This is a genomic window from Jidongwangia harbinensis, from assembly GCF_020216025.1.
GTDB lineage: Bacteria > Actinomycetota > Actinomycetes > Mycobacteriales > Micromonosporaceae > Actinoplanes > Actinoplanes harbinensis.
In genome coordinates this window covers 1-24,185 of the sequence record NZ_JAIWNC010000059.1, presented here as the reverse complement: position 1 = coordinate 24,185, position 24,185 = coordinate 1, and the positions used below count along the sequence as shown (strand labels likewise).

Sequence of the window (24,185 nt, the reverse complement as noted above, 5' to 3'; positions counted from 1 at the left end):
GGAGCCTCCAGAACGACGGTTTACGACCGATCGGTCGCGAACCGTAGCACATACTGGAACGACCGGTCGCGAACCGGGTAGGGTGAGCGCATGGCGCGGCCGAGGGAGTTCGAGGAGGACGAGGTGGTGGCCCGGGCCCGGGACCGGTTCTGGGCGGCCGGCTACGCGGCCACCTCGATCCATGACCTGGTCGCCGCCACCGGCGTGAGCCGGGGCAGCCTGTACGGCGCCTTCGGCGACAAGCACCGGCTCTTCCTCCGCGCGCTCGACTCCTACTGCGACGGCACCATCGCCGCGGTCCGGGCCGACCTCGACGGCGACGAGGACGGCGCCGCGGGACGCCTGGTCGCCCACATGCGGCACGTGGCGGACAGCTGTGGTGCCAGCCGGTACGGCTGTTTCCTGGCCAAGTCCACCGCGGAACTCGCCGCGTCCGACCCGGAGGTGGCGAAACGCGCCGAGCGGATGTACGGCATCTACGAGGAGCGTCTCGTCCACTGCCTGCGCCAGGCCCAGCGCCACGGCGACCTCGCGGCGCACCACGACCCGCACGTCCTGGCCGCCCTCCTGCTCATCACGGTCCGCGGGATGGACGCGCTGGGTCGGGCCGGCCGGGGCGTCGACTTCATGCGCCGGGTCGCGCGGCACTCCCTCGCGTTCCTCACCGCACCTGAAACCCGGTCGTGACGGACGGAACCGGGCGCTACCGTGCGGGCATGCCTTCCGACGAGGTGCTGCAGGACCGGGCGGACCGGCCGGTGATCCGCAGCGGTGACACGGTGCGGCGCCCGGTGCAGCCGTGGACCCCGGCGGTGCACGCGCTGCTGCGGCACCTGGCCGACGTGGGCTTCCGGTACGCCCCCCGGGTGCTCGGCGTGGACGGCGACGTGGAGGTGGTGACCTACCTGGACGGCGCGTCCGGCCCGGACGGCTGGGCCCGGGTGGTCGACGAGGCCGGCCTGGTGGCGTCCGCCCGGCTGCTCCGGGAGTACCACGAGGCGGTGGCCGGCTGGCGTCCCGGCCCGGACGTGGTGTGGGCGGACGGCTCGCGCGGCGGCGGGGACGCCGGCACCGTCGTCTGCCACGGCGACTACGGGCCGTGGAACCTGGTGTGGCAGGGCACCCGGCCGGTCGGCGTCCTGGACTGGGAGTACGCCCACGTGGCCCCGCCGCTGGACGACGTGGCCTACGCGCTGGAGTACGTGGCGCCGTTCCGCAGCGACGCCGACTGCCTGCGCTGGCTGCGCTATCCGGCACCGCCCGACCGGCGCCGGCGGCTGGAGCTGTTCGCCGAGGCGTACCGGCTGGCGGACACGGACGGGCTGGTGGACCGGGTGATCGCGGTGCAGCGCCAGGGCCTGGAGCTGGTGCGCCGGCTGGCCGTCGAGGGTCACGCGCGGCAGGTCACCGCGGTGGCGTCCGGCGAGCTGGCCGTCATCGAGCGGCAGATCCGGTGGAGCGAGGAGCACCGCGACCTGTTCGGGTGACCGGGTCCGGCGGGGCCGGCCGCGGGGCGGGCAGCGCCGGGGCGAACACCCGTACCCCGTTCTTGCCCTGCCGTTTCGCCTCGTACATGGCCAGGTCCGCGGCCTTGAGCAGGTCGGCCGCCGTGCCCAGCGCGGCGGACGCCGGAACGTCGACCAGCCCGATGCTCGCACTCTGGGCGAGCAGGTGCCCGTCCACCTCGAACGGCCGCTGGAACGTCTGCCACACCCGGTCGGCGAGCGGGCGGGCCTGGTCCGGCTCGCAGAGCAGCAGCATCGCGAACTCGTCCCCGCCCAGCCGGACGACGGTGTCCTGGGGCCGCAGCGCGGTCCGCAGCCGGTCGGCGACCTGGACCAGCAACTCGTCGCCGGCCTGGTGCCCCATGGTGTCGTTGACCCGTTTGAAGTCGTCCAGGTCGCAGAAGAGCAGAGCCATCCCGGGAGCGGTGCCGTCGGCGCCGGTGGACAGGGCCGCCTGCAGCCGGGTGGTGAGCAGCGTCCGGTTGCCCAGCCCGGTCAGCGGGCAGTGCAGCGCCTGGTGCAGGAGTTCGTCCTCGCGGGCCGCGAGCCGGGCCACCAGGCTGCGGTTCTCCGCCAGGATCAGCACCTGCCGGAGCAGCACGAGCAGCACGACCAGCGCCATCCCGGCCAGTTCCGGCTCGGGCACCGGGCCGGGACCGGCGGACTGGGCCGCGACGGTGGCCGCGGCCGCGGTCAGCGGGACGTAGGGCGCGTAGGCCAGCCAGGCCGCGGTGGACCGCACCGACTGGCGGCGGGTGGTGCCCCGGTAGGTGCCCGCCGCGGTCGCCACGCAGGCGAAACCGAGCAGCCAGCCACCCGAGTCGACGGCGTACCCGCCGGTGGCGTCGCCCAGCTCGGCCAGGCGCAGGTCGGCCACGCCGACGAGGGCGAGGCCGAGCACGAACAGTCCCGGCATCCGCCGGTTGCCGGGGCGCAGCTCGGTCCAGGCCAGGAACGCGTAGAAGATGATCAGTACCAGCGCGGCCAGCGGGAACGCCACGGCCACCGCCCCGGCCCGTTCCCAGAGCGGCGCGAACAGCACGGCCCACGCCACGACGACGGTCGCCGCGGCGCCCACGCCGCCGTCGAGCATCATCCGGAGCCGGGCCCGCCGGTCCTCGCCGCGGAACGTCAGCCAGAAGCCGGCGGCGGCCAGGGCCAGGAAGCCCGCCCGGCCGGCGTCGGCCGGTGCGGCGCCGGGATCCGCACCGGCCAGCCAGGTCAGCGGCGCGAGCAGCCAGAGCGCGCAGGCGAGGCTCTGGCAGATCCAGGCGGTGCGGGCCCGCCGGTTCCCGGCGCGGGTGGCCGCCCGGGCGCACTGCATGGACGCGGTCGCCGCGGCGGCGGCGTCCAGCAGCGTGCCCCAGGGCAGGGCGGCGCCCGCGGTCGCCGCGGCGGTGCCCAGCCAGTGCCGCAGCGTCCAGACCAGCACGGCCACCACGGCCAGCGTCAGGAGCAGCCGTCGGGACCGGGTCACCGCGCGGGTCCCGCGGCGCCGACCGGCACCTGGCGCGGGTACTCCGCGCGCAGGTCCGCCGGCGTGGTCGCCGCGCCGAAGTGCCAGCCCTGCCCGAGGTGGACGCCCACGGCGCCGAGCGCCTCCGCGTCCGCGGCGGTCTCCACCCCCTCCGCGACCACCTTCGCCCCGATGGCCTGGGCGAGATCCACCAGGGACCGGGTCACCACGCCGAGGACCGGGTCGTCGCTGATCCCGGTGACGATGCTGCGGTCCAGCTTGATCACGTCCGGCGCGGTCACCACGATGTGCCGCAACGACGAGAAGCCGGCGCCGACGTCGTCGATGGCCAGCCGCATGCCCACCGCGCGCAGCGGGGTCAGCACCGCGGCGATGGCGTCGTAGTCGTCGACCGGATCGTGCTCGGACAGTTCCAGCACGATGCGGTCCAGTGGCAGCCGCTCCAGCAGGCCGGTGCACTCCGGCGTGAGCAGGGTGGCGGGCGAGACGTTCATCGCCACGTACCCGTCGACCTCGGCGAGCCGGTCCGCCGCCCGGCGCAGCGCGAGGATCTCCAGCCGGTGTCCCTCGCCGATCGCGTGCGCGTCGGCGAAGCACCGGTCCGGCGGCAGACCCCACTCGCGCGGGAAACGGCTGAGTGCCTCGGCACCGACCCGGCGCCGGGTGCCCAGCTCGACGATCGGCTGCAGCAGGACCAGCGGTCCGCCGGCCTCAAGCAGGGGCCCGATCCGGCCGGCGATCTCGGCCTGCCGGTTCCGTTCCCGTACGTCCGGTTCGATGATCAGCGAGGCGGCGTGCGAGAGCACCTCCATCAGCGCCTTGTCCCGCTTCGACATCTGCTTGTCCGCGGTGAACCCGGCCGCGCAGAAGGTGCCGTAGACCGTGCCGTCGCTGAGCACCACCGGCACCGAGACGTAACTGCGGATCCGGCCGACCCGGGCCGCCGGGAGCTTCATCGCCTCCGGGAAGTCGCGCACGTTCGGCATCACGGCGGGCAGCCGGCCGTCCAGGATCGCCTGGCAGAACGAGGTGTCCCGACGTTGCGTCATGCCGTCGCGGAAGACCAGCGGGATCGCCGACTCGACGACCTCCAGATGCTGGGTGTCGCCCTCCATCCGGGTCATGAACGCCAGGCTGAGCCCGAGCGCCTCCCGGGCGGTGCGCAGCAGATCGGCCACCTGCCCCTCGGCGACGGTGCGCTCCCTGCCCATGGTCGTCCCTCTCACCGCACGGTTCAGCGCCGCGGCGCGCCGGCCTGACAGGTGTCCTATCGGCCGGCGCCGGGGCCTCCTGAGCGACGCGCGGTCAGCCGGCGGGCCGCGGCGCGGGTGCCGGGGTGACGCTCATTCCGGGCCGAACACGTCCGGGAACGGCGCCAGCTCGACCCAGACGCGCTTGCCGCCCTCGTGGTCGTGCACGCCCCAGCGCGTGGAGAGGCTGTCGATGATGGCGAGGCCGCGGCCTCCGCGGGCGTCCGGCGGGCGGCGCTGCGGCACCACGGACGAGCCGTCGGTCACCGCGATGACCAGCCGCCCGTCGTGCGACTCCACGTGCAGGCTGAGGTAGCCACCGCCGTGCACCACGGCATTGGTCACCAGCTCACTGGTGACCAGCGCGGCGGCGCCGAGCCAGTCGGCGTCGGTATGGCCCCACGCACCCAGCACGGCCGCGACGGCGGCCCGGGCGGCGCGCGGGGCACGGTCGCCGAGTGGCAGGTCGAGGCGGGCCGTCAGCCCACTCATCGTCGATCACCGGTCCTTCTCCCCGCCCCCGATCAGGCCCTTCGGAGAATACCGGCCGCCCGAGCCGGCACGGAAGTCGTGACGGTGAGCAAAAGCGTAACCCATAGGTTACGCTTTCGGCGTGGACAAGGTGGCCGCGGCGATCGCCGACCCGGTGCGGCGCCGCATCCTGCAGATGCTGCGCGACGACCGGGTCTCGGCCGGCCAGCTCGCCGCCCGCTTCGAGATCAGCCGGCCGGCGGTCAGCCGGCACCTGCGTGTGCTCCGCGACAGCGGCCTGGTCAGCGACACGCTCATCGGCCGCCGCCGGATGTATGAGCTGCGGGCGGACCGTTTCGCACCGCTGATCGAGTGGCTCGCGCAGTTCTCCCCGGCCGCCGGCTGGGAGCACCGCTTCGACGCCCTGGAGACCGAGGTCTACCGCACCCGCCGCGAGCGCCGCCGGCGCACCGAGGCGGACCACCGAGAGGAAGACACCGCATGACGAACCCGCCCACCGGCCGGCTCTTCACCACCGCCACGGGCACCGACCTGGTGCTGCACCGCAGCTTCCGGGCCCCGGCCGAGGACGTCTGGGCCAGCATCACCGAGCCGGACCGCACGGCCCGCTGGTTCGGCCCCTGGGAGGGCGACGCCGGGCCGGGGCGCACGATCAAGGTCCGGATGGCGTACGAGGAGCAGGAGCCCTGGCTCGACGTGCGCATCGACGCCTGCGAGCCACCGACCCGGCTCGCCCTGTCCACGGTCGACGAGTCCGGCACGTGGCATCTGGAACTGCTGGTGTCCGGCAGCGACGGCGGCACCGAACTGCGGTTCGTGCAGCACCTGGAGAGCGACGCCGGGATCGGTGAGATCGGCCCCGGCTGGGAGTACTACCTCGACCTGCTGGTGGCCGCCCGGGACGGCACGCCGCGGCCGTCCTTCGACGACTACTACCCGGCGATGAAGCCGTACTTCGAAGGGTTGCGCGGGCCGGCCTGACAGGTCCGCGCTAGTGGTCCGGCGTGCCGGCGGGCGCGATCAGCCGGAGCGCGTTGGGGTCCAGGCCGATCCGCATCGGGGTCCGGCCGCACGGCTCGCCGTCCACCTCGACCCGGGCCGGGCGGTCGGTCTCCAGCCGGAGTTCGCCGACCGCGAGGAACGGCTCGTCGCCCAGCGTGCGCCGGTGGCCGGTGGCCGCGTTGCGCGCCGTCTCGCGCAGCAGCGCGCGCCGGGTCGGTCCGCCCACCGGGTACGCCACCAGCAGCCGGTCGTCGGCGTGGGCGTCCGCGGTGATCGGCCGGCCGGCGTGGAACCCGCCGTTCGCCACGTACAGCTGGTGGGTGCGGTACTCGTGGGTCCGCCCGCCGGCGCGCACCGTGATCCGCATCGGGCGGTGCCGGGTGAGCAGGGCCAGGGCGGTGATCGGGTACGCGAGCCGTCCGGTGACCCGCTTCAGCCGGCGCGGCGCCCGGGTCATCACGTCGGCGGAGAGCCCGATGCCGACGTGGTTGGTGAAGAGCATGTCGCCGGCCAGCCCCAGGTCCACGTCGACGACCGTGCCGCCGGCCAGCGTCGCCACCGCGGCGTCCAGGTCGAGCGGGATGTTCGCGGTCCGGGCGAAGTTGTTGGTGGTGCCCAGCGGGAGCAGTCCGAGCGCGATGTCGCGGTGCGCGAGCAGGCGGGCGGCCGTACTGATGGTGCCGTCTCCCCCGCCCGCGATCAGCAGGTCCGGGCCGCGCCCGATCGCGTCGGCGAGGATCTGTTCGAGTTCGCCGGGCCGGTCGACCGGGTGCTCCTCGACCAGGGTGAATCCGGCGGCCAGCAGCCGGGACCGGGCGGCGTCGTAGAGCTGGCGGCCGCGGCGGGAATGGGCGTTGACCACCAGGACGGCCCGCCGCTCCCGGCGGATGACCTCGGTCAGCTCCTGCTTCGTGCGCATCGGCGCAGACCCTACCCGTCCGGGTAGGCGCGGTCGGCGAACGCCTCCCACTGGGCGATCACGTCGATCCCCGGGTCGCGGAGCCAGTTGAGCTGCAGGCCGTCGAGGAACGCGAGCAGTTCCACGGCGGCCACGCCGGGCCGCGGGTGCCAGCCGAAGAGCCGGCCGGCCAGCAGGTCCCGGCTGGACTCCAGGCGCCGCCGGAAGTAGTCGTGCGCCGGGTGCGCCGGATCCAGCGCCTCGGCGCTGAGCACCGTGTAAAGCTGCACGATGGAACGCTGCCGCAGGTTGCGCCGCACCAGGCGGCCGATCACGGCCCGGGTGGCGGCGGCATCCGGTGCCGGTTCGGACGAGCCGAGAACCGCGGCCACGTCGAGCTCGTCGCGGCGTTCCAGGACCGCGATCAGCAGGTGCTCCCTCGACGGAAAGTGGTGCAGCAGCCCGGCCTTGGTCATGCCGGAGGCGGCCGCGAACGCGCCCAGCGAGACGCCGTTGAAGCCGGAGGCGGCGATCAGACCGGTGGACGCGGCCAGGATCTCCTCGCGGCGCACGGCGGGCGGCAGCCGGCGGCGCACGGATGCGGATTCGGTGGTCATCAACTCACTCCCCGGGGTATCTTATCTACCGAGTGGTAGGTAACGCAAAGCCGACCGGGAGAGCCATGACCGACCAGACCCCCTTCGCCGCCGCCGTCGACGCCGTCCGCGCCGGAGCCAGCCCGGACGCCGCCGCCGAGGACCTGCTCCGCCGGCTCACCCCGGAGGAGAAGCTCTGGTTGCTCGACGGCGACCTGCCGTTCTGGGACGCGATGGCGGACATGCTCGGCAACGGCTACAACCGCAGCCCGTACCCGATGGGCCGGATCGACCGGCTCGGCGTGCCCGGCCTGCAGTTCTCCGACGGCCCGCGCGGCGTGGTGATGGGCAACTCCACCGCCTTCCCGGTGTCGATGGCCCGCGGCGCCACCTGGGACCTGAGCCTGGAGGAACGGGTCGGCACCGCGATCGGGCTGGAGATGCGCGCCCAGGGCGCGAACTTCTTCGGCGGCGTCTGCGTCAACCTGCCCCGGCACCCGGCCTGGGGCCGGTCCCAGGAGACCTACGGTGAGGACCCGGTCCTGCTCGGCGAGTTCGGCGCGGCGCTGACCCGGGCGGTGCAGCGCCACGCGATGGCGGTGGTCAAGCACTACGCGCTCAACTCGATGGAGAACGCCCGGTTCACCGTCGACGTCACCGCCGACCCGGCCGCCCTGCACGAGGTGTACCTGGCGCACTTCCGCCGGGTCGTGGACGAGGGCGTGGCCGGCATCATGACCGCGTACAACTCGGTCAACGGCGAGTGGGCCGGCCAGAACGAGGACCTGCTGGAGGGCGTGCTGCGCCGGCAGTGGGGCTTCACCGGGGTCACCGTCAGTGACTTCATCTGGGGCCTGCGCGACGCCGCGACGTCGCTGCGCGCCGGACTGGACGTGGAGGAGCCGTTCCGCCAGCAGCGCGCCGAGAACCTGCCGGCCGACCTGGCCGCCGGCCGCGCCTCCTGGGACCACGTGGACCGGGCCGCGCGGCGCATCCTGCGTACCCAGATCCACCACTACGCCACCCGGGAGCAGGCCGAACCGTCGCGCGACGTGGTGTTCGGCGACGCCCACCGGGCGCTCGCCCGGGAGGTGGCCGCGCGCAGTATGGTGCTGCTGCGGAACGAGCCGGTCGACGGTCACCCGGTGCTGCCGCTGCGCCGCGACGCGGTGTCCTCGATCGCGGTGATCGGGCGGCTCGCGGACGTCGCCAACACCGGCGACCACGGATCCTCCGACGTCCGCTCCCCGGAGGTCGTCACGCCGCTGCAGGGACTGACCGCCGCACTGCCGCAGGCCACCGTCCGGCACGTCGCCGAGGACTCCCCCGCCGCGGCCGCCGCGGCCGCGCGGGACTGCGACGTCGCGGTGGTGGTGGTCGGCTACACCGCGCTGGACGAGGGCGAGTACATCGGCGCCGGGATGTTCGCCGACCCCGCGTTGCTGGCACTGTTCCCGCCGGTCGGCGACGACCCCACCGGGCAGCGGCTGCTGGACCGGCTCACCGCCGACGCCGGCTCGGACGTCAGCATCGTCGGCAGTCAGGGCGCCGGCGGGGACCGGGCCAGCCTGCGCCTGCGGCCGGTGGACGCGGAGATCATCCGGGCGGTGGCGGCGGCCAACCCGCGTACCGTGGTCGCGGTCGTCACCGCCGGCGCGGTGCTCACCGAGGAGTGGCGCGACGCCGTGCCGGCCGTGCTGTTCGCCTGGTACGCGGGTTCCGAGGGCGGGCACGCGCTGGCCGACGTCCTGTTCGGCGACGTGGACGCGGCCGGGCGGCTGCCGTTCTCCATCCCGGTCACCGAGGACCATCTGCCACCCTTCGACCGCGACGCCACCGCCGTCACCTACGACAAGTGGTTCGGTCAGCGGCTGCTCGACCGCGACGGGCACCGGGCCGCCTTCCCGCTCGGATTCGGCCTGTCGTACACCGGCTTCGCCCTGGCCGACCCGCAGCTCGGCCCGCTCACCGGCGAGACCTTCAGCGCGTCGGTCGCGGTGACCAACACCGGCACGCGCGCCGGCCGGCACGTGGTCCAGCTGTACGGCCGCCCGGCCGGCGCGGGCGACGACTTCCCGGCCCGGGTGCTGCTCGGCTTCGCGCCGGTGGCCCTGGAACCCGGCGAGACGGCCCGGGTGACGGTGCCGGGCTCGGTGCGGCCGCTGCAGCGGTGGACGGACGAGGGTTTCGTGCCGGCCGCGCCGACCGCCACGATCGAGATGTCCGGGTACGCCGGCGACCCGGCCGCGGCGATCGCACCGGAGGACCTGAAACTCGGCTGACCACAAGGGGCGCCGATCCGTCGGCCCCGTCACCTGACGGTCCACCCGGCCGCCACCCGCGTCGACGGGTGGCGGCCGTGGTCTCGGTCCTAGGCGGGCGCGAAGACCACCCGGGCGCGCACCTGCCGGAAGCCGGTCCGTTCCAGCTCCGCCACGGTGGCCACCCGGTGCGCGTCGGCGTCCGCCACCACCTCCCGCGCGCCGCCCGCGGCCAGCACCGCGACCGCCTCGGCCAGCAGCTCGCCGCGGGCGCCGTCGTCGAGCAGGCCGAGGTACGCCAGCAGCGGGTAGCACGCGTCCCCGGCGGTGCCCACGATGCCGGCCGGTTCGCCGGCGTGCAGCGCGATCCGCCAGGCGCCGGCCGGGCCGCCCAGCCAGGCCAGCGGGTCGGTGGCCAGGTCCACACCGGCGACCGCCAGCGCGGTCTCCCGGCCGGTCAGCACGTCGGGTTCGGCGATCCGGGCGACCATGGCGTTGATCTCCGCCGGGTCCCGGGCCGGGCGGAAGGTGTAGCGCCCCGGGGACGCCGGCAACGGCGTGCCGGTCCAGGTGAACCGCAGCCGCTCGGTGCGCTCCGCCAGTCCGGCCAGCCGGGCCGCCGCCATCGGCGCCCGCACCACGGCGAGCACCTCGGGTCGCCGTCGCCAGTACGGCGGGGCGGAGGCGTAGTAGGTCCGCGGGCCGCCGAGGGCCCGGTGCGCGGCGCGCAGCAGCGCGGCGCCGACCTCCGGTTCGGCGTCCAGGTCGAACCGCTCCAGCCAGGGATCGCCGACCGCGCCCGGCGGCAGGCACCAGGCGGCGCGGGCGACCACCCGGCCGGCGCACAGCGCGACCCAGGTGTGCTCCGGGCGGTAGCCGCCGCCGGCGAGCCCGTCGGCGTAACCGACCTGGCGTAGCTGGGGCAGCGGATCGGGCATCGAGTCGAACAGTTTCTCCTCGCCCGCGACGAGCGGGCGGATGACCGGATCAGTCATGCGTGGTCCTCCGGAAGGCGAACGCCCCGGGTCAGATCCGCGCGGACGCCGGAGCGCGGAGGGGGCGCAGAACATCGGACATTGTTCTGACCTCCTCCCGGCTCGACGGCGTACCGGCACGCTACCCGGGCCGCGCACGGGCGGCAACGGGCCCGGCCGCCGGCCGGCTTCGAAACTTCCGGTACCCGGCCCACGACGACCGCCGATGCAATCCTTTCCACTTTTTCAACCACTCCCAAGATATGCCACTTGAAGTGCAGGTATTTACCGTCTTGAATGTTCCGAAACTTTTCCGTAACCTCGGCCCCATCCCCATCCGAACCCGCTCGGGGTGTGGCGGCACCACTGGGGTTCTCGTCCCAATCGGAGGACAGCCATGCACGTTCCTCGATACCGTTCCCGGTGGTGGTCGGCGGCGGCCGTCGCCCTCGTGGCCACCGGGGGCGGAGTCGTCACCGCCATCGGCGCCCAGGCCGCCGCGGCCGGCTGCGGCGTCACGTATTCGATCGCCACCCAGTGGCAGGGCGGCTTCACCGCCAACCTGTCCGTCACCAACCTCGGCGACCCGGTCAGCTCCTGGACGTTGACCTGGACGTACGCGGCCGGGCAACGGGTCACCCAGGCGTGGAACGCCACGGTGTCGCAGAGCGGCGCCGAGGTCTCCGCCCGCGGCGCCGGCCACAACAGCAGCATCGCCAGCGGCGCCTCCGCGTCGTTCGGCTTCAACGGCTCGTGGACCGGCAGCAACCCGGCGCCGACCGGCTTCGCGCTCAACGGGACGACCTGCACCGGCGCGCCGGTGGACCCGGCGCCCAGCACGCCGCCGCCCGGCGGCCCGTCGAACCCGCCGTCCAACCCGCCGTCCAATCCACCGTCGAACCCACCGGGCAGCAGCCCGCAGTGGGGACAGGCGCTGCCGCCCGCGGGGGCGCCGAAGAGCCGGGCGTACACGCTGATCGAGACCGCCAACGAGAAGGGCTACCTGCCGCGGTCCGGGGAGTGCTCGGTGGAGATCCACGCCCGCTACTGGGCGTACGGCCCGGACGGCAAGGTCTACCCCACCTGGCACCCGACCCGGGACGCCAGCGGCTGCAACTTCGGCCACGAGCACGGTGACGACCCGCGCAACTCGGACCTGTTCAGCACCGTCCGGTGGGCCCCCTTCGGGTACACCAACGAGGTCATGATGGAGAACATGGCCGAGCACAGCCACCGGCACGAGGACCACGTCGGGCACAAGGTGCTCTCGGTCAACAACACCAACGTGATCCAGGGCGACAACGGCACCAGCTTCTTCCCGCCGCAGGGCACCACGATCGCGACCTGCGACGTGCTGCTCAAGTTCCACCAGGGCACCCACTCGCCGGACGCCTTCTCCAACAACATCCACGAACTGCTGTTCAACCAGCGCTGCTCGCAGAGCAACGGGCAGGTCGTCGAGGCCCGGTACAGCGGACTGATCCCGCTCGGGCGGGCCGGCGGATTCAGCCCCAGCGAATGCCCCGGCTTCGGCGGCCGGTTCATCAACGTGGCACCGCCGGTGCCCGCCGACTCGCCGTCGGACACCCGGTCGCTGGGCCGGCTGATCACCGAGCCGGGTTGCGTGCAGGCGATCCGGGAGGGCCGTACGCACCAGGATCCGCTCTACCCGAACCCGGTGCCGTTCACCGTCTCCGACATGGACGACTTCTGGTTCTCCGACTTCACGGTGACCGGATCCGGGCTCAACTTCCGCCTGGCTCCGCTGTTCTACGTGGTCAACCCGTCCCGCTACTACGACCCGACCAAGCCGAACAACCTGGGCCGGATCATCGACCTGTGCTACACCGACCTGCGCGGCGGTGACTACTGCGACCAGGCCCGCCGGGCCGGCCAGAACATCCCCTGGGACGACCCGCGCTCGCCGTTCAAGGGCACCCTGCGGGAGTTCCGGCCGGGCACCTTCTCGGTGCAGAACTCCGGCGCCACCACGGTCTACACCGACGTGTACGGCCGCAACGCCGCCAGCACGCCGTTCCCCGGATCCATCCAGCAGTACTTCTCCGGCAACCAGTCGTCGTCCAGCCCGTGGTACGTCCGCGGCGCCACCCGGGACTGGGCCGCCACCGGGGTGCACGCCCCGAACTGACGCACCTACCGGGCCCGCGGCGGAATGTTCCGTCGCGGGCCCACCCGTGGCGCGGTCGTGTGCTGCACTGTCCGGCATGAACTTCGCCCGGTTGCTCGACTGCCTCGCCGCCGACCACGCCCGGCTGCGGGAGGTGGCGCCGGCCGGCCTGGCCGCGCCGGTGCCGACCTGCCCCGGCTGGACGGTCGCCGACCTGACCCGCCACGTCGGCGACGTCTACCTGCACAAGACACTGGCCATCCGGGAGGGCGCCGAGCCGGACCCGTGGCCGCCGGCCGAGCTGGCGGACGCCGAGCCACTCGCCCTGCTCGACCGGGGGTACGCCGGCCTGCTCGCCGAGTTCGCCGCGCACCGCCCGGAGGACCCGGCCGGCTCCTGGTACACCCCGGACCCCACGGTCGGCTTCTGGATCCGCCGGATGGCCCAGGAGACCGTCATCCACCGCATCGACGCCGAGCTGGGCACCGGCCGGCCGGTCGCCACGGTCCCGGACGACCTCGCGGTGGACGGGATCGACGAACTGCTCAAGGTCTTCGTGGCGTTCGGCGTCGCGGAATGGGGCGACTACTTCACCGAGATCCTGGCCGGCTCGCCCGGACGGGCGTACGCGGTGCGCACCGACGGCGCCGGGTGGCGCATCCGGACCGGCCCGGGGGTGTTCGCGGTCGCGGACGGGGCCGGCGACGACCCGGCCGACGTCACGGTGAGCGGCCCACCGGCCGCCGTCCTGCGCTGGATGTGGAACCGGCAGGCGGCCGGCGAGCCGTCCGGCGTGACCGTCGAGGGCGACCCGGAAGCGATCGCCGAACTGCGACGCTGCATCGTCACCGCGACCCAGTGAACGGGCCGGTCAGAGCCAGAAGTTGTCGTGCTCGGCGTAGAACTCGGCGCGTTCCTCCTCGCTCATTCCGGCCAGCCCCACCAGCCCCTCGAAGTACCCCTCCCGGGGCGCGCCCGGCGAGAAGTGCAGCAGCATCGACGCCGGCCGGCCGGACTCGTTGCGGAACCCGTGGATGCCGCCGGCCGGGACGTGCACGTAGTCGCCGGGCTCGGTGTCGATCCAGCGTTCCCCGTTGAAGATCCGCATGGTGCCGGAGAGGATGTAGAACGACTCCGTGAGGGTCCGGTGGAAGTGCGGCGCCGGACCGGTCACGTCCGGTCCGCACTCCCAGCGGTACAGGCCGAACAGCCCGCCGGTCGAGGCGCCCGAGGACAGGTAGTGCACCCGGGTCCCGTTCGGGTAGACCAGCTCCGGCGCCGAGTCGTCCGGCCGGTACACGGCGCTGACCTCGCCGCCGGAACCGTGGTACAGCGGTGGTGGGTATGTCATGGCTTCCATGATGAGGGGTGTGATCGTGAGTCTGCTGCATTCGGTTCCGGCCGAGCCGCGGCCGGTGCGGTGCGCGTCGGTGCCGGCGCTGCCGCATCCCCGCCTGCGCCGGTACGTCGTGGGCTACGCGGGTTTCGCCTCGGGCGACGGCGCCGCGGTCCGTCACCGGGTACTGCCGTTCGCGCTGACCACTCTGGTCATCGACGTCGGCGGCCGGGCGCGGATCGTGACCGGTCCCCGCGACACGCCCGCCGTGCACACCCGGACCGCCTGGGCCACCGGCGTCACCGTCGGGCTCACCCCGGCCGGGGCGTCCGCGTTGCTCGGCGTCCCGATGGCCGAGCTGGCCGGTGCCACCGTGCCGCTCGCCGACGTGCTCGGCGGCCGGGACCGGGAGATCGCCGAGCGGCTGCACGCGGCGCCGGACCCGGCGGCACGCTTCGCGGTGCTCGACGAGATGCTGACCCCGCGGCCGGTGCCGGCCCGGCCCGCCGACCCGGTCGTCGGAGTCGCCTGGGCGATGCTGCACCGGTCCGCCGGCCGGCTGCGGGTCGGCGCCCTGGCGGACCGGCTCGGGGTCAGCCGCCGCTACCTGGAACTCGGCTTCCGCCGGCAGATCGGCCTGCCGCCCGGCGCGGTCGGCCGGATCGCGCGGTTCCAGCGCGCCGTCGCCCTGCTCGGCCGCGGTGCCGGGCCGGCGCGCACGGCCGCCGAGTGCGGGTACGCCGACCAGCCGCACCTGCACCGGGACGTGCGCCGGATGGCCGGGCTCACCCCGGCGACACTGTGCGCATTGCTTCAAGACCCGCCGGCCACCGGTGCCCTAGCGTCCCGGACATGACACTGACCGGACGCACCGCCCTGGTCACCGGGGGCAGCAGGGGCATCGGCGCGGCGATCGTCCGGCGGCTCGCCGCCGAGGGGGCCCGGGTGGTCTTCACCTACCGGCAGAGCCGGGCCGCCGCCGAGCGCCTCGCCGCCGAACTGGGCGACGCGGTCGCCGTACCCGTCGACCAGGCCGACGTGGCCGGCGTCGAAACCATGCTGGCACCGGTCCGCGACGGCCTCGACATCCTGGTCAACAACGCCGCGGTCAACCCGCGCGCCGCGATCGCCGACCTCACCGCGGCCGACTTCGACACGGTGATGACGGTGAACGCGAAGTTCCCGCTGCTGGCCATGGCCCGCGCCGCGGATCTGCTGCGCGACCACGGGCGCATCATCAACGTCTCCTCGCTCAACACGGCGCTGCCCGCCCCCGGCGGCGCCCTGTACGCGGCGAGCAAGGCCGCGCTGGAGCAGTTCACCATGGTCGCGGCGCGCGAGTTCGGCGGCCGCGGCATCACCGTCAACACCGTCTCCCCCGGCGCCACCGACACCGGCCTGCTGCGCTCCACCAACCCGCCGGAGGCGCTGGCGCAGGCCGCCGCGTACACCGCCCTGGGCCGCCTGGGCCGTCCGGACGACGTGGCGGCGGTGGTGGCGCTCCTGGCCGGGCCGGACGCCGGGTGGATCACCGGGCAGAACATCCGCGCCACCGGTGGCTACCTGCTCTGACGCCTAGGGCGTGTGTCGAAGTGGGTGCCGGTGCGAGGCGAGGTCCAGGTGTCGTCTGGGTGTGCGGCGCGGGCGCCCGAATACCGGGGTTGTATTCGGCTGTTCGCGACGTGCGGCCAGGCGGCGGCTGGGCCACGCCGCACCCCGTCTCCCACTTCGACACACGCCCTAGCGCGGGCGGACCAGCCCGGCGTCGAACGCGGCGATCACCAGCTGCGCGCGGTCCCGGGCCCGGAGCTTGGCCAACAGGTGGGTGATGTGCGACTTCACCGTCTTGACGGAGATGACCAGCGCCGCCGCGATCTCGTCGTTGGACAGGCCACCGCCGATCAGCGTCAGCACCTCCACCTCGCGGGCGGTCAGGGTACGCACCGGTGCCGCCGCCCGGTGCGGACGCGGCGCGGCGACGTAGTGCGCGACGAGCCGGGTGAGGATGGACGGCGCGAACAACGACTCGCCGCGGTGGGTGCGGCGGATCGCGTCCAGCAGGTCCTCCGGCCGGGCGTCCTTGAGCAGGAAGCCGGACGCGCCGGCGTGCAGGGCCTCGTAGACGTACTCGTCGAGCTCGAACATGCTCAGCACCAGGATGCGGCAGGCGGAGAGCGCCGGGTCCGCGCAGATCCGCCGGGTGGCGGCCAGGCCGTCGAGGCGTGGCATCCGGACGTCCATCAGGATCACGTCCGGCCGGCCGGCCGCCGCCGAGGCGACGGCCTCGGCGCCGTCGCCGGCCTCTCCCACCACCGTCAGGTCCGGCTCGTGATCGATGATCATCGCGAGGCTGCGGCGGAGCAGCGGCTGGTCGTCGGCGAGCAGGACGCCGATGCGGCTCACGCCGCGCTCCCGTCGTCCGGAATCCGCGCGGTCACCCGGAAGCCGCCCTCCACCCGCTCGGCCAGCAGCGTGCCGCCCAGGCTGGTGACCCGCTCACGCAGTCCGGCCAGCCCGTGCCCGGCACCCGGGGTGGCCCGCCACCCGTCGACCGGCCCGCCGTCGGCGACCGTCACCACCACGGCCGGACCGTCGCGGTACAGGTGCACCCGCACCCGGGTCGGCCCGGCGTGCCGGGCCGCGTTGCTGAGCGCCTCGCGGACCGTCTGGCAGACCGCGACCTGCACGCCCCGCGACACCGCGCCGAGGTCGTCCGTCTCCAGAAGGGTGCGCATCCCGGCCACCTCCGCGCCGCGGACGATGTCCGGCACCGCGTCCAGCCCCTCCACCGGTGCCCGCGGCGGGCTCGCGTCCGGCGCGCGCAGCACGGCGAGCATGCGGCGCAGTTCGCCGGTGGCGTGCCGGCCGGCCTCCTCGATGTCGGCGAGTGCCGCCTCGATCTCGGGCGGCTTGGCCAGGTGCCGGGTGGCGGCCGCGCGCACGGTGATCAGGCCGAGGCCGTGCGAGACGATGTCGTGCAGGTCGCGGGCGATCCGCATCCGCTCGGCCAGCACCGCCTCGCTGGCCGCCCACGCGGTCAGCCGCGCCTCGTAGTCGGCACGGTCGGCGCGCCGCCGCCACACCGCCCAGATCGCGGCGGCCACCGCGGTGCCCGCGATCACCGCCGGCATGACCACGGACAGCGGCCCCTCGGCCCCGGTCGTGCACAGCGTGATCGCCAGCACGGCGGCCAGCACGGCGACGGCCGGCCAGACCCTCGACCGCAACGCGGGCCGCGGAAGCACGTTCACCACGCCGACTGTACTTCTCAGACCCTGGTCCGACGGACCGTGGACGGGGGCCGGGCCCAGGGTCCGATCCCGGCCCGATGTGCGGGCCGGCGCGCGCCGGTTGACTCGGCACCGACGCGACGGAGGACCAGATGATCACCATTGAGCGGGTGAGCAAGACCAAGGGCCGCAAGCCCGTCCTGTACGACGTGAGCTTCGCGGCCCGCCCCGGACGGGTCACCGGGTTCCTCGGCCCGAACGGTGCCGGGAAGACCTCGACGCTGCGGATCCTGCTGGGCCTGGACCGGCCGGACGCGGGAACCGCGCTGGTCTGCGGCCGCCCGTACCGTCGCCTGCACCGTCCGCTCACGACGGTCGGCGCCCTGCTCGACGGCAGCGGCGCCCACCGCTCCCGGACCGCCCGGGCCCATCTGCGGTGGGTGGCCGCCAGCAACGGCCTGCCCCGCCGGCGGGTCGGCGAGGTGCTGGAGACGGTCGGCCTCACCGCGGACGCCGGCCGCCGGGCCGGCCGGTTCTCGCTCGGCATGAGCCGGCGGCTGGGCCTGGCCGCCGCGCTGCTCGGCGACCCCGAGGTGCTGGTGCTGGACGAGCCGGTGAACGGGCTCGACCCGGCCGGCATCCGGTGGATGCGCGCGTTCCTGCGCGAGCAGGCCGGCCGGGGCCGCACCGTGCTGCTCTCCAGTCACCTGATGGGCGAGCTGGCCGAGACCGTCGACGACGTGGTGGTCATCGACCGCGGGCGGATCGCCGGCCGGGGCACGCTGGCCGAGGTCACCGGCGACCACCCCAGCCTGGAGGACGCGTTCTTCGCGCTGACCGGCACCGGGGGCACCTGGTGAACCAGGTCCGCGCCGAACTCCGCAAACTCCTCGGCCTGCCGTCGGCGTGGCTCGCCGTCCTGCTCGGACTCGTGATGGCACCGGCCGTGGTGCTGGCCAACGCGCCGTACACCCGGCGCACCATCGCCGACGGCACCGCGACCGACCTGGCCGACCTCGGGTTCCGGGACCTGGCGTTCGGCATCATCGGCCCACTCGTGCTCGGCGTGGTCGCGGTCAGCAGCGAGTACCGGTCCACCGGCGAGGACGCGCCGGGCGCCCGGCAGCTCACCGCGAGCCTGACCGCGATGCCGCACCGGCTGCGGTTCCTGGCCGCGAAGACGGCCGCGCTGACGCTGGTGGTGGCGGTCCTCGCGGCGGCCGCGGCGGCGGCCACGATCGCGGTCACCGCCGCCACGCTCGGCGACCACGTACCGCCGCCCGGGGCGGCCCGCGTGCTGGCGGCCGTCCTCTACTGGGTGCTGACCGCGCTGCTGGCGTACGCCGTCACGCTGATCGCCCGCAACGGCATCGTCCCGCTGGTGGTGTTCGTGCTGAACTCGTCCGTCGTCTCGGTCTCCTACCTGCTGACCAAGGTGACCGACCTGGCCGTCTACCTGCCGGACATCGCCGGGGCGCAGATGTTCGTGCGCGGCCTCGACGTACCCGTGCGGTTGTCGCCGCTCACCGCCGGCCTGGTGCTGGCCGCCTGGGTGGCCGCACTGCTGTCGGTGGGTGCCGCGCTGTTCCACCGGCGGGACCCGTGACCGCGCTCCGCGCCGAGCTGATCAAGCTGGGCACGCTGCCCGCCCTGCGCCTGACCGCGCTGGCCACCTGGGCCGCGACCGCGCTGCTGGCGTTCGCGTCCGGGGCCGCCGCCCGGCCGGACGGGCCGGCCGGCGCCGACCTGGTGCGGACGCCGCTCGGCTGGACCCAGGCCGGCTTCGTGATCCTCGGCGCGCTGGCGTCCGCCTCGGAGTACCAGGGTGGGCAGATCTGCACGGCGCTGACCGCGGTGCCCCGGCGGTTCGCGTTGCAGGGCGCGAAGACGCTGGCGCTGGCCGTCGCCGCGGTCCCGGTCGCGGCCGTCGCGGTGGCGGTGAGCGTGGCGGTGTCCGGCGCAGCGCCGGCCGACGTGCTCGGCACCGCCGCGGCCGCCACCGCCTACCTGACGCTCACCACGCTGCTGTCCTCCGCCGCGGCAACGCTCGTCCGGCGGCCGGTACCGGCGGCCGGTGCGGTGCTCGGATGCCACCTCGTGGCCGGCCCGCTACTGAGTGCCCGCACCGCCTACGACGCCTACCTGCCGGACACCGCGGCGCTCGACCCGGCCCGCGGCACCGCCGCCACGGTGGTGTGGACGCTGGCGGCGGTCGGCGTCGCGGCGGTGACGTTCCACTGCCGCGACGCCTAGGTTCGTGGTCCCGTGCGGCCCCGGCCCGGCCGCCGGTGTCGCGGACGGGTCACGGGGGCGGCAGGAACGTGGCGTGGACCGTCACCCGGGGGCTGGGCGCCGACTCCGGGCCGGCCGCGGACACGGCGACGACCAGGTACTCGTGCGTGGTGGCCGGGGCCAGCGTGAGGCTCAGGGTGGTGCCGGTGGTCTCGCCGGCCACCCGGGTGCCCTCGTACACCCGGTAGCCGGCGGTCGCACCGGACGCGGGCGGCCAGGACAGCGTCACCTGCGCCGCGGACGGCCCGGGAGCGTTGCCGGTGACGGTGAGGGAGGCGGGTGCCGCCGGTCGCGCCGCCGGACCGGCCGGGGTGCTCACCTCGACGCGCCGGCTGCGCGGGCTCTCGCCGCACTCCTGCGGCAGCGTCGCCACGACCCGGTAGGCGTGCCGCGACGCCGAGGCCAGCCCGGTCAGGATCGCCTCCGGATACCGGGTGGTGGCCACCGGCGCCGCGCCGTCGAAGACGGTGTACGAGGTGGCGGCGGCCTCGAACATCCAGGAGAGCCGCACCGACGACGGGGACACCGCGACGGCGCTCACGGCCTCCGGCGACGGCGGCGCGGCCAGGCAGGTCGCGGTGGCCGTCGCGGCGGCCGGGCTGTGCGCCGACTCGTTCCCGGCGGCGTCCAGCGCGGCGACCGTGAACCGGTGCCAGGTGGCGTGGTACAGCCGGTCCACGGTGACCGACGTGCCGGTGGTGACGGCCACCGGGGTGGCGCCGTCGTACACCGCGTACCGGGCCGGCGCCGGTCCGGGCGGCGCGGTCCAGGACAGCCCGACCGTGGAGTCGGTCCGGCCGGTCACGGTGAGATCGGCCGGAGCCGCCGGCCGGGCCGCGCCGCCCGCCGCGGTGGTGGCGGTGACCGTGCCGACCGGCTCGTTCTCGCCGCCGCCGACATGACACCGGTTCTCCCGGTAGAGGGTGACCTGGTGCGCCGTGCCCGGGGCCAGCCCGCCGATCCGGGCGCTGGTCAGCGAGGTCCAGCCGAGGCTGGCACCGTCGACCCGCAGCTCCAGCTCGCCGCCCAGCGGATGCCGGGTCCATGAGACGGAGACCGCCGACGCGGTGACCGCGGTGACCGTGACCGGCACACCGGGCGCGGGCAGGCACTCCGGGTTGACGCCGGACAGCCGGGACTGCCCGGTCACCGGGGCGGTCCGCGCCGACTCCCGGCCGCGCTGGTCGACGGCCGCGACGGTGTAGGTGTGCGACGACCCGAACGGCACCTCGAGGTACGCCGCGGTGGTGCTGACCCGGGCCACCACCGCGTCGTCCTCGTACACCCGGAAGGAGGTGGCCCGGGCACCGCTGCGCGGCTGTTCCCAGCTCAGCGATATGCCGGTGCCGAAGGTGCTGGCCCAGGGCTCGGTGGGCGTGGCGGGACCGGTGCCGCCGGCCGGAGCGGGGGACGCGGCGAGGAGGACGGCGGCGAGCGTGGCGGCGAGTGAACTCACGGGCATCCCTTATTCACAGGAGTCGATAGGCTCATCGAATCGGCGCGGTGGCGCGCTGTCAATCAGCCGTCCGGTGAATCGGGGTGGGGGCCGTGGTGGACCGTCGCGTGTGGACCGGGTCCGCCCTCGCCCTCGCCGGTGCCGCCGGGCTGTGGGCCGGCTGGCTCCTGGTGGCGGAGGCAGGCACCGCCACCGCGGTCCTCGCGGTGCTGTCGATGCTGGCCCTGGCCGCCGGCGTCCTGCTGGCCGCGTCCACCCTCGGACCCCTACCGGTCCGGATCACCGGTGGGCTGCTCTTCGCCGCCGGCCTGGCCGTGGCCGTCACCCAGCACCAGGTGTGGTGGTGGCTGCCGAACGACTGGGCCACCCCGGTGTCGGTGACGGCGCTGGTCATCTCGCTGGCCGGTCTGGGGGTGCTGGTGCTGGCGTACGGCTTCGGCCGGGCCGGGCTCAGCGGCGCCCTGGGGCTGCTGGCCCTGACCTGCCTCGTGCTCATGGCCCTGCCGTACCTGGGCAGCGAGGACCAGGCGGTGCTGCGGGCGTTCGGCACGGCCCTCGGCGCGGCGGCGTTCGCCACCGGGGTGGCCGCCACCGGACGGCGGCGGGCGGCCGTGGTCACCGGGGTCGCCGGGGCGGCCGCCACCGCGTTCGCCGGTTACGCCTCCTACCAGACCTACGCGCCCACCGGGTACCGCGCGGCGGTGGTCGGCGCGACCGTGGGCGGGATCCTCGCCGCGGTGGGGTCGGGCGTCCGGTGGCCGGCCGTCTTCCGGCGGCCGTTTCGGGGCCGGCCACGGTCCGGGGCTCCGCCCGCAGAGTCGGCACCTCCGACGCCGGCAGACCCGGCGTCGGCAACACCGGCAACGCCGACAACGCCGACAACGGGACCGGTACCGGGACCGGGACCGGCCGCTACCGCCGCCGCGTCTTCCGTGACGGCGCCCTCCGCGGCGGTGGCTCCGGCTCGGCCCGGCGCCGGGATGCGCGGCCGGCTGGAGACCGCCTCCCTGATCGTGGGCCTCGTCGTCGGCGTCCTCACCATCGCCAAGGAACTGATCGCCGCGGCGCTGGCGCTGTTCGGCTGACTCTCAGGTGCCGCAGAACGTCCGGTAGGCGCCGAAGTCCGGCGGCGCGGCAGCGGCGTACCGCTCCAGGCCGGGACGCTCGTCGATGGGCGCGGTGACCGCGTCCAGCAGCCGCTCCAACGGGCCCAGGTCGCCGTCGGTGGCCGCGCCGAGCGCCTCCTCGACCAGATGGTTGCGGGGCAGGTAGACGGGATTGACCCGGTCCATCGCGTCGGCGTCCGGGCCGAGCGCACGCCAGCGGGCCACCCAGTCGTCCAGGGCCGCGGGGTCGGCGAACAGCCGGCGCACCGGCTCGGAAGCGCCGCGGGCGGCGGCACCGAGGGCCCGGAAGAACGAGGTGTGGTCGACGTGGTGCGCCCGCAGGGACTCCAGCAGTTCGCCGGTCAGCGCCGGCACCTCGGCACCGTCGGCCAGCCCGAGCTTGGCCCGCATCCCGGCGGACCAGGCCGCGTCGTACTGCGGGCGGAACCGGCCGAGCGCGGCCACCGCGTGCGCGACCGCCTCCTCCTCGTCGGCGTGCAGCAGCGGCAGGAGGGCCTCGGCGAGCCGGGCCAGGTTCCACTCGGCCACCGCCGGCTGGTTGCCGTACGCGTACCGTCCGGCGTGGTCGATCGAGCTGTAGACCGTGGCCGGGTCGTACGCCTCCAGGAAGGCGCAGGGCCCGTAGTCGATGGTCTCCCCGGAGATCGTCATGTTGTCCGTGTTCATCACGCCGTGCACGAACCCGACCAGCATCCACCGGGCGACCAGCGCGGCCTGGGCGGTCACCACCGCGTCGAACAGCGCGAGGTACGGCCGGCCGGCGCCGGCCGCCACGGGATGGTGCCGGGCGATGGCGTGGTCGGCGAGCCGGCGCAGCAGGTCGGCGTCGCCGGTGGCGCGGGCGTACTGGAAGCTGCCGACGCGGAGGTGGCTCGCGGCCACCCGGGCCAGGACGGCGCCGGGCAACGGGGTCTCCCGGCGTACCGTGCGCCCGGTCGCCACCACGGCGAGCGAGCGCGTGGTGGGGATGCCGAGGGCGTGCATGGCGCGGCTGACCACGTACTCGCGCAGCATCGGGCCGACCGCGGCCAGGCCGTCACCGCCGCGGGCGAACGGGGTCCGCCCGGAGCCCTTCAGGTGCAGGTCGCGGGGCCGGCCGTCGGCGGCGGTCAGCTCGCCGAGCAGCAGTGCCCGGCCGTCACCGAGGCGCGGGACGAACCCGCCGAACTGGTGCCCGGCGTACGCCTGCGCCACCGGGGCGGCACCGTCCGGTACCGCGGTGCCGGTCAGCAGGCCCACCCCGGCCGGGCTCCGCAGCCACTCCGGGTCGAGACCGAGTTCGGCGGCGAGCGGCTCGTCGAGCACGAGCAGCCGCGGGTCGGGCGCCTCCTCGGCGGCCCAGGGGACCGCCATCTCGGGCAGGTCGCGGGCGAAGCGGTGGTCGAGCGTGACGGTCGGTTGCGCGGCGATGCTCACCCGTCGAGGGTACGGCGGCGGACGGGCGGGGCGACGATCGTCGCCCCGCCCGCGGACCGTGCCGGGGTCAGGCGACCCGGCAGGTGATCGCCGGCCAGTTCCGGTTGCCGTTGTGCAGGACGGTGAAGCCGAACGAGTTGCCGTTGCCGTTCGGCCGCGCGGTCAGCACCGTGTTGTTGTCGGTGAGCGTGGTGGCCGCGTTCCAGCTGTTCTGGAAGGTCTGCGGCGACTGGGCCGTCGCGGTGACGATCCAGTTGCTGCTGCCGGACACGTTCACGGTCAGGTTGAACCGGTCGTTCCACTGGGTGCCCGCCGTGTAGCTGGTCGTGCAGCTGCCGTTGCCGGGCGGGTTGCTCGGCGGCGTGCTGGCCGGCGGCTCACTCGGCGGGTTGCTGGTCGGCGGGTTGCTCGGTGGGTTGCTGGTGGGCGGGTCGCTCGGCGGGTTGCTGGTGGTCAGCGTCGGGGTCTGCCAGTCCCGCCAGCTCGCCAGGTTCCCGGTGGCCTTGCTGTGCATCCGGATCGTCCCGGCCGCGTTCCCGCTGCGCAACAGATACTTCTGAAGGTGCTGCTGCAACAACGGCCGCCACTCCGCCCGGCTCGCGCAATGCGTCCCGTCCGACACATCGGAGTGATACGTGATGTTCGCACCTGCACCCAACGCCCGGTACACCTCCGCACCACCCAACGCCGCCACACTCGCCGACCGCGGCCCCAGATTCGCGATATGCGGATTGTCCATCACGAA

At 74.7% G+C, this 24,185-nt stretch carries 24 protein-coding genes and 1 pseudogene; 13 read left to right on the top strand and 12 right to left on the bottom strand.

Annotation, left to right across the window (positions count from 1 at the left end; all coding sequences use genetic code 11):
* Positions 1-90 precede the first annotated feature (90 nt).
* Together LDL48_RS41000 and LDL48_RS40995 are read left to right on the top strand one after the other, a co-directional pair.
* The gene (locus tag LDL48_RS41000; protein WP_225260595.1) at positions 91-687 is read left to right on the top strand and encodes a TetR/AcrR family transcriptional regulator; all 597 of its coding nucleotides are present in this window, start codon (positions 91-93) and stop codon (positions 685-687) included.
* A 29-nt stretch (positions 688-716) separates the two neighbouring features.
* Positions 717-1,487, top strand: coding sequence for a phosphotransferase (locus LDL48_RS40995; protein ID WP_225260594.1), 771 nt, complete (start codon positions 717-719; stop codon positions 1,485-1,487).
* On the opposite strand, the gene LDL48_RS44880 is transcribed toward LDL48_RS40995, so the two are convergent.
* The 3 genes from LDL48_RS44880 to LDL48_RS40980 all read right to left on the bottom strand — a co-directional run bounded on the left by LDL48_RS44880 (position 1,435) and on the right by LDL48_RS40980 (position 4,724).
* Positions 1,435-2,982 (bottom strand): GGDEF domain-containing protein, encoded by a 1,548-nt coding sequence (locus tag LDL48_RS44880; RefSeq protein WP_225260593.1) that lies wholly within the window; start codon positions 2,980-2,982, stop codon positions 1,435-1,437. The two genes, LDL48_RS40995 and LDL48_RS44880, sit on opposite strands and share 53 nt — an antisense overlap.
* A complete protein-coding gene (locus LDL48_RS40985; protein ID WP_225260592.1) occupies positions 2,979-4,193 on the bottom strand; it encodes a sensor domain-containing phosphodiesterase in 1,215 nt (404 codons plus the stop codon). The genes LDL48_RS44880 and LDL48_RS40985 overlap by 4 nt, the downstream gene beginning before the upstream one ends.
* 132 nt (positions 4,194-4,325) lie before the next feature.
* Positions 4,326-4,724 carry an ATP-binding protein gene (locus LDL48_RS40980; RefSeq protein WP_225260591.1) on the bottom strand — a complete coding sequence of 133 codons (399 nt, stop codon included), beginning with the start codon at positions 4,722-4,724 and terminating at the stop codon, positions 4,326-4,328.
* A 121-nt stretch (positions 4,725-4,845) separates the two neighbouring features.
* On the opposite strand from LDL48_RS40980, the gene LDL48_RS40975 reads away from it, so the two are divergent.
* Positions 4,846-5,208: an ArsR/SmtB family transcription factor gene (locus tag LDL48_RS40975; protein ID WP_225260590.1), complete on the top strand. Its 363-nt coding sequence runs from the start codon at positions 4,846-4,848 to the stop codon at positions 5,206-5,208.
* Positions 5,205-5,705 (top strand): SRPBCC family protein, encoded by a 501-nt coding sequence (locus LDL48_RS40970; RefSeq protein WP_225260589.1) that lies wholly within the window; start codon positions 5,205-5,207, stop codon positions 5,703-5,705. The genes LDL48_RS40975 and LDL48_RS40970 overlap by 4 nt, the downstream gene beginning before the upstream one ends.
* A 10-nt stretch (positions 5,706-5,715) precedes the next feature.
* Here LDL48_RS40970 and LDL48_RS40965 read toward each other — a convergent pair whose 3' ends face one another.
* Both LDL48_RS40965 and LDL48_RS40960 read right to left on the bottom strand, forming a co-directional pair.
* Entirely contained in the window at positions 5,716-6,645 is a 930-nt protein-coding gene (locus LDL48_RS40965) for a diacylglycerol/lipid kinase family protein (RefSeq protein ID WP_225260588.1), read from the bottom strand.
* 11 nt (positions 6,646-6,656) lie between these two features.
* Positions 6,657-7,241: a TetR/AcrR family transcriptional regulator gene (locus tag LDL48_RS40960; RefSeq protein WP_225260587.1), complete on the bottom strand. Its 585-nt coding sequence runs from the start codon at positions 7,239-7,241 to the stop codon at positions 6,657-6,659.
* Between the two features lie 65 nt (positions 7,242-7,306).
* Here LDL48_RS40960 and LDL48_RS40955 point away from each other — a divergent pair, with 65 nt between their 5' ends.
* Complete coding sequence (locus LDL48_RS40955; RefSeq protein WP_225260586.1) at positions 7,307-9,502, top strand: beta-glucosidase family protein; 2,196 nt, start codon at positions 7,307-7,309, stop codon at positions 9,500-9,502.
* A gap of 89 nt (positions 9,503-9,591) precedes the next feature.
* Here LDL48_RS40955 and LDL48_RS40950 read toward each other — a convergent pair whose 3' ends face one another.
* The gene (locus tag LDL48_RS40950) at positions 9,592-10,476 is read right to left on the bottom strand and encodes an acetyltransferase (RefSeq protein WP_225260585.1); all 885 of its coding nucleotides are present in this window, start codon (positions 10,474-10,476) and stop codon (positions 9,592-9,594) included.
* 376 nt (positions 10,477-10,852) lie between these two features.
* Here LDL48_RS40950 and LDL48_RS40945 point away from each other — a divergent pair, with 376 nt between their 5' ends.
* The gene (locus LDL48_RS40945; RefSeq protein ID WP_225260584.1) at positions 10,853-12,604 is read left to right on the top strand and encodes a cellulose binding domain-containing protein; all 1,752 of its coding nucleotides are present in this window, start codon (positions 10,853-10,855) and stop codon (positions 12,602-12,604) included.
* A 76-nt stretch (positions 12,605-12,680) separates the two neighbouring features.
* Entirely contained in the window at positions 12,681-13,445 is a 765-nt protein-coding gene (locus tag LDL48_RS40940; protein WP_225260583.1) for a maleylpyruvate isomerase family mycothiol-dependent enzyme, read from the top strand.
* Positions 13,446-13,454: 9 nt separating this feature from the next.
* Here LDL48_RS40940 and LDL48_RS40935 read toward each other — a convergent pair whose 3' ends face one another.
* A complete protein-coding gene (locus tag LDL48_RS40935; RefSeq protein ID WP_225260582.1) occupies positions 13,455-13,934 on the bottom strand; it encodes a cupin domain-containing protein in 480 nt (159 codons plus the stop codon).
* A 25-nt stretch (positions 13,935-13,959) separates the two neighbouring features.
* Here LDL48_RS40935 and LDL48_RS40930 point away from each other — a divergent pair, with 25 nt between their 5' ends.
* Both LDL48_RS40930 and LDL48_RS40925 read left to right on the top strand, forming a co-directional pair.
* Positions 13,960-14,775 carry a helix-turn-helix transcriptional regulator gene (locus tag LDL48_RS40930; RefSeq protein WP_225260581.1) on the top strand — a complete coding sequence of 272 codons (816 nt, stop codon included), beginning with the start codon at positions 13,960-13,962 and terminating at the stop codon, positions 14,773-14,775.
* The gene (locus LDL48_RS40925) at positions 14,772-15,491 is read left to right on the top strand and encodes an SDR family oxidoreductase (RefSeq protein WP_225260580.1); all 720 of its coding nucleotides are present in this window, start codon (positions 14,772-14,774) and stop codon (positions 15,489-15,491) included. Before LDL48_RS40930 ends, LDL48_RS40925 begins: the two co-directional genes overlap by 4 nt.
* A 168-nt stretch (positions 15,492-15,659) precedes the next feature.
* Here the strand turns inward: LDL48_RS40925 and LDL48_RS40920 are convergent, their stop codons facing one another.
* Positions 15,660-16,322: a response regulator gene (locus LDL48_RS40920; protein WP_225260579.1), complete on the bottom strand. Its 663-nt coding sequence runs from the start codon at positions 16,320-16,322 to the stop codon at positions 15,660-15,662.
* The gene (locus tag LDL48_RS40915; RefSeq protein ID WP_225260578.1) at positions 16,319-17,170 is read right to left on the bottom strand and encodes a sensor histidine kinase; all 852 of its coding nucleotides are present in this window, start codon (positions 17,168-17,170) and stop codon (positions 16,319-16,321) included. Before LDL48_RS40915 ends, LDL48_RS40920 begins: the two co-directional genes overlap by 4 nt.
* 131 nt (positions 17,171-17,301) lie before the next feature.
* Here LDL48_RS40915 and LDL48_RS40910 point away from each other — a divergent pair, with 131 nt between their 5' ends.
* Genes LDL48_RS40910 through LDL48_RS40900 form a run of 3 tightly spaced genes read left to right on the top strand, consistent with a single transcriptional unit; the run spans position 17,302 to position 19,402 of the window.
* Positions 17,302-18,009 (top strand): ABC transporter ATP-binding protein, encoded by a 708-nt coding sequence (locus LDL48_RS40910; RefSeq protein WP_225260577.1) that lies wholly within the window; start codon positions 17,302-17,304, stop codon positions 18,007-18,009.
* Entirely contained in the window at positions 18,006-18,755 is a 750-nt protein-coding gene (locus LDL48_RS40905) for a hypothetical protein (RefSeq protein ID WP_225260576.1), read from the top strand. Before LDL48_RS40910 ends, LDL48_RS40905 begins: the two co-directional genes overlap by 4 nt.
* Complete coding sequence (locus tag LDL48_RS40900; RefSeq protein ID WP_225260575.1) at positions 18,752-19,402, top strand: hypothetical protein; 651 nt, start codon at positions 18,752-18,754, stop codon at positions 19,400-19,402. Before LDL48_RS40905 ends, LDL48_RS40900 begins: the two co-directional genes overlap by 4 nt.
* 49 nt (positions 19,403-19,451) lie before the next feature.
* Here LDL48_RS40900 and LDL48_RS40895 read toward each other — a convergent pair whose 3' ends face one another.
* Entirely contained in the window at positions 19,452-20,897 is a 1,446-nt protein-coding gene (locus tag LDL48_RS40895; protein ID WP_225260574.1) for a fibronectin type III domain-containing protein, read from the bottom strand.
* A 92-nt stretch (positions 20,898-20,989) separates the two neighbouring features.
* Between LDL48_RS40895 and LDL48_RS40890 the strand changes: the two genes are divergently transcribed.
* Positions 20,990-21,982, top strand: a complete 993-nt coding sequence (locus LDL48_RS40890; RefSeq protein WP_225260573.1) for a hypothetical protein — start codon at positions 20,990-20,992, stop codon at positions 21,980-21,982.
* Between the two features lie 3 nt (positions 21,983-21,985).
* Here the strand turns inward: LDL48_RS40890 and LDL48_RS40885 are convergent, their stop codons facing one another.
* Both LDL48_RS40885 and LDL48_RS40880 read right to left on the bottom strand, forming a co-directional pair.
* Positions 21,986-23,440, bottom strand: a complete 1,455-nt coding sequence (locus tag LDL48_RS40885) for a protein adenylyltransferase SelO (protein WP_225260572.1) — start codon at positions 23,438-23,440, stop codon at positions 21,986-21,988.
* 67 nt (positions 23,441-23,507) lie between these two features.
* A pseudogene (locus LDL48_RS40880) lies at positions 23,508-24,185 on the bottom strand (glucuronyl esterase domain-containing protein); the annotation flags it as partial.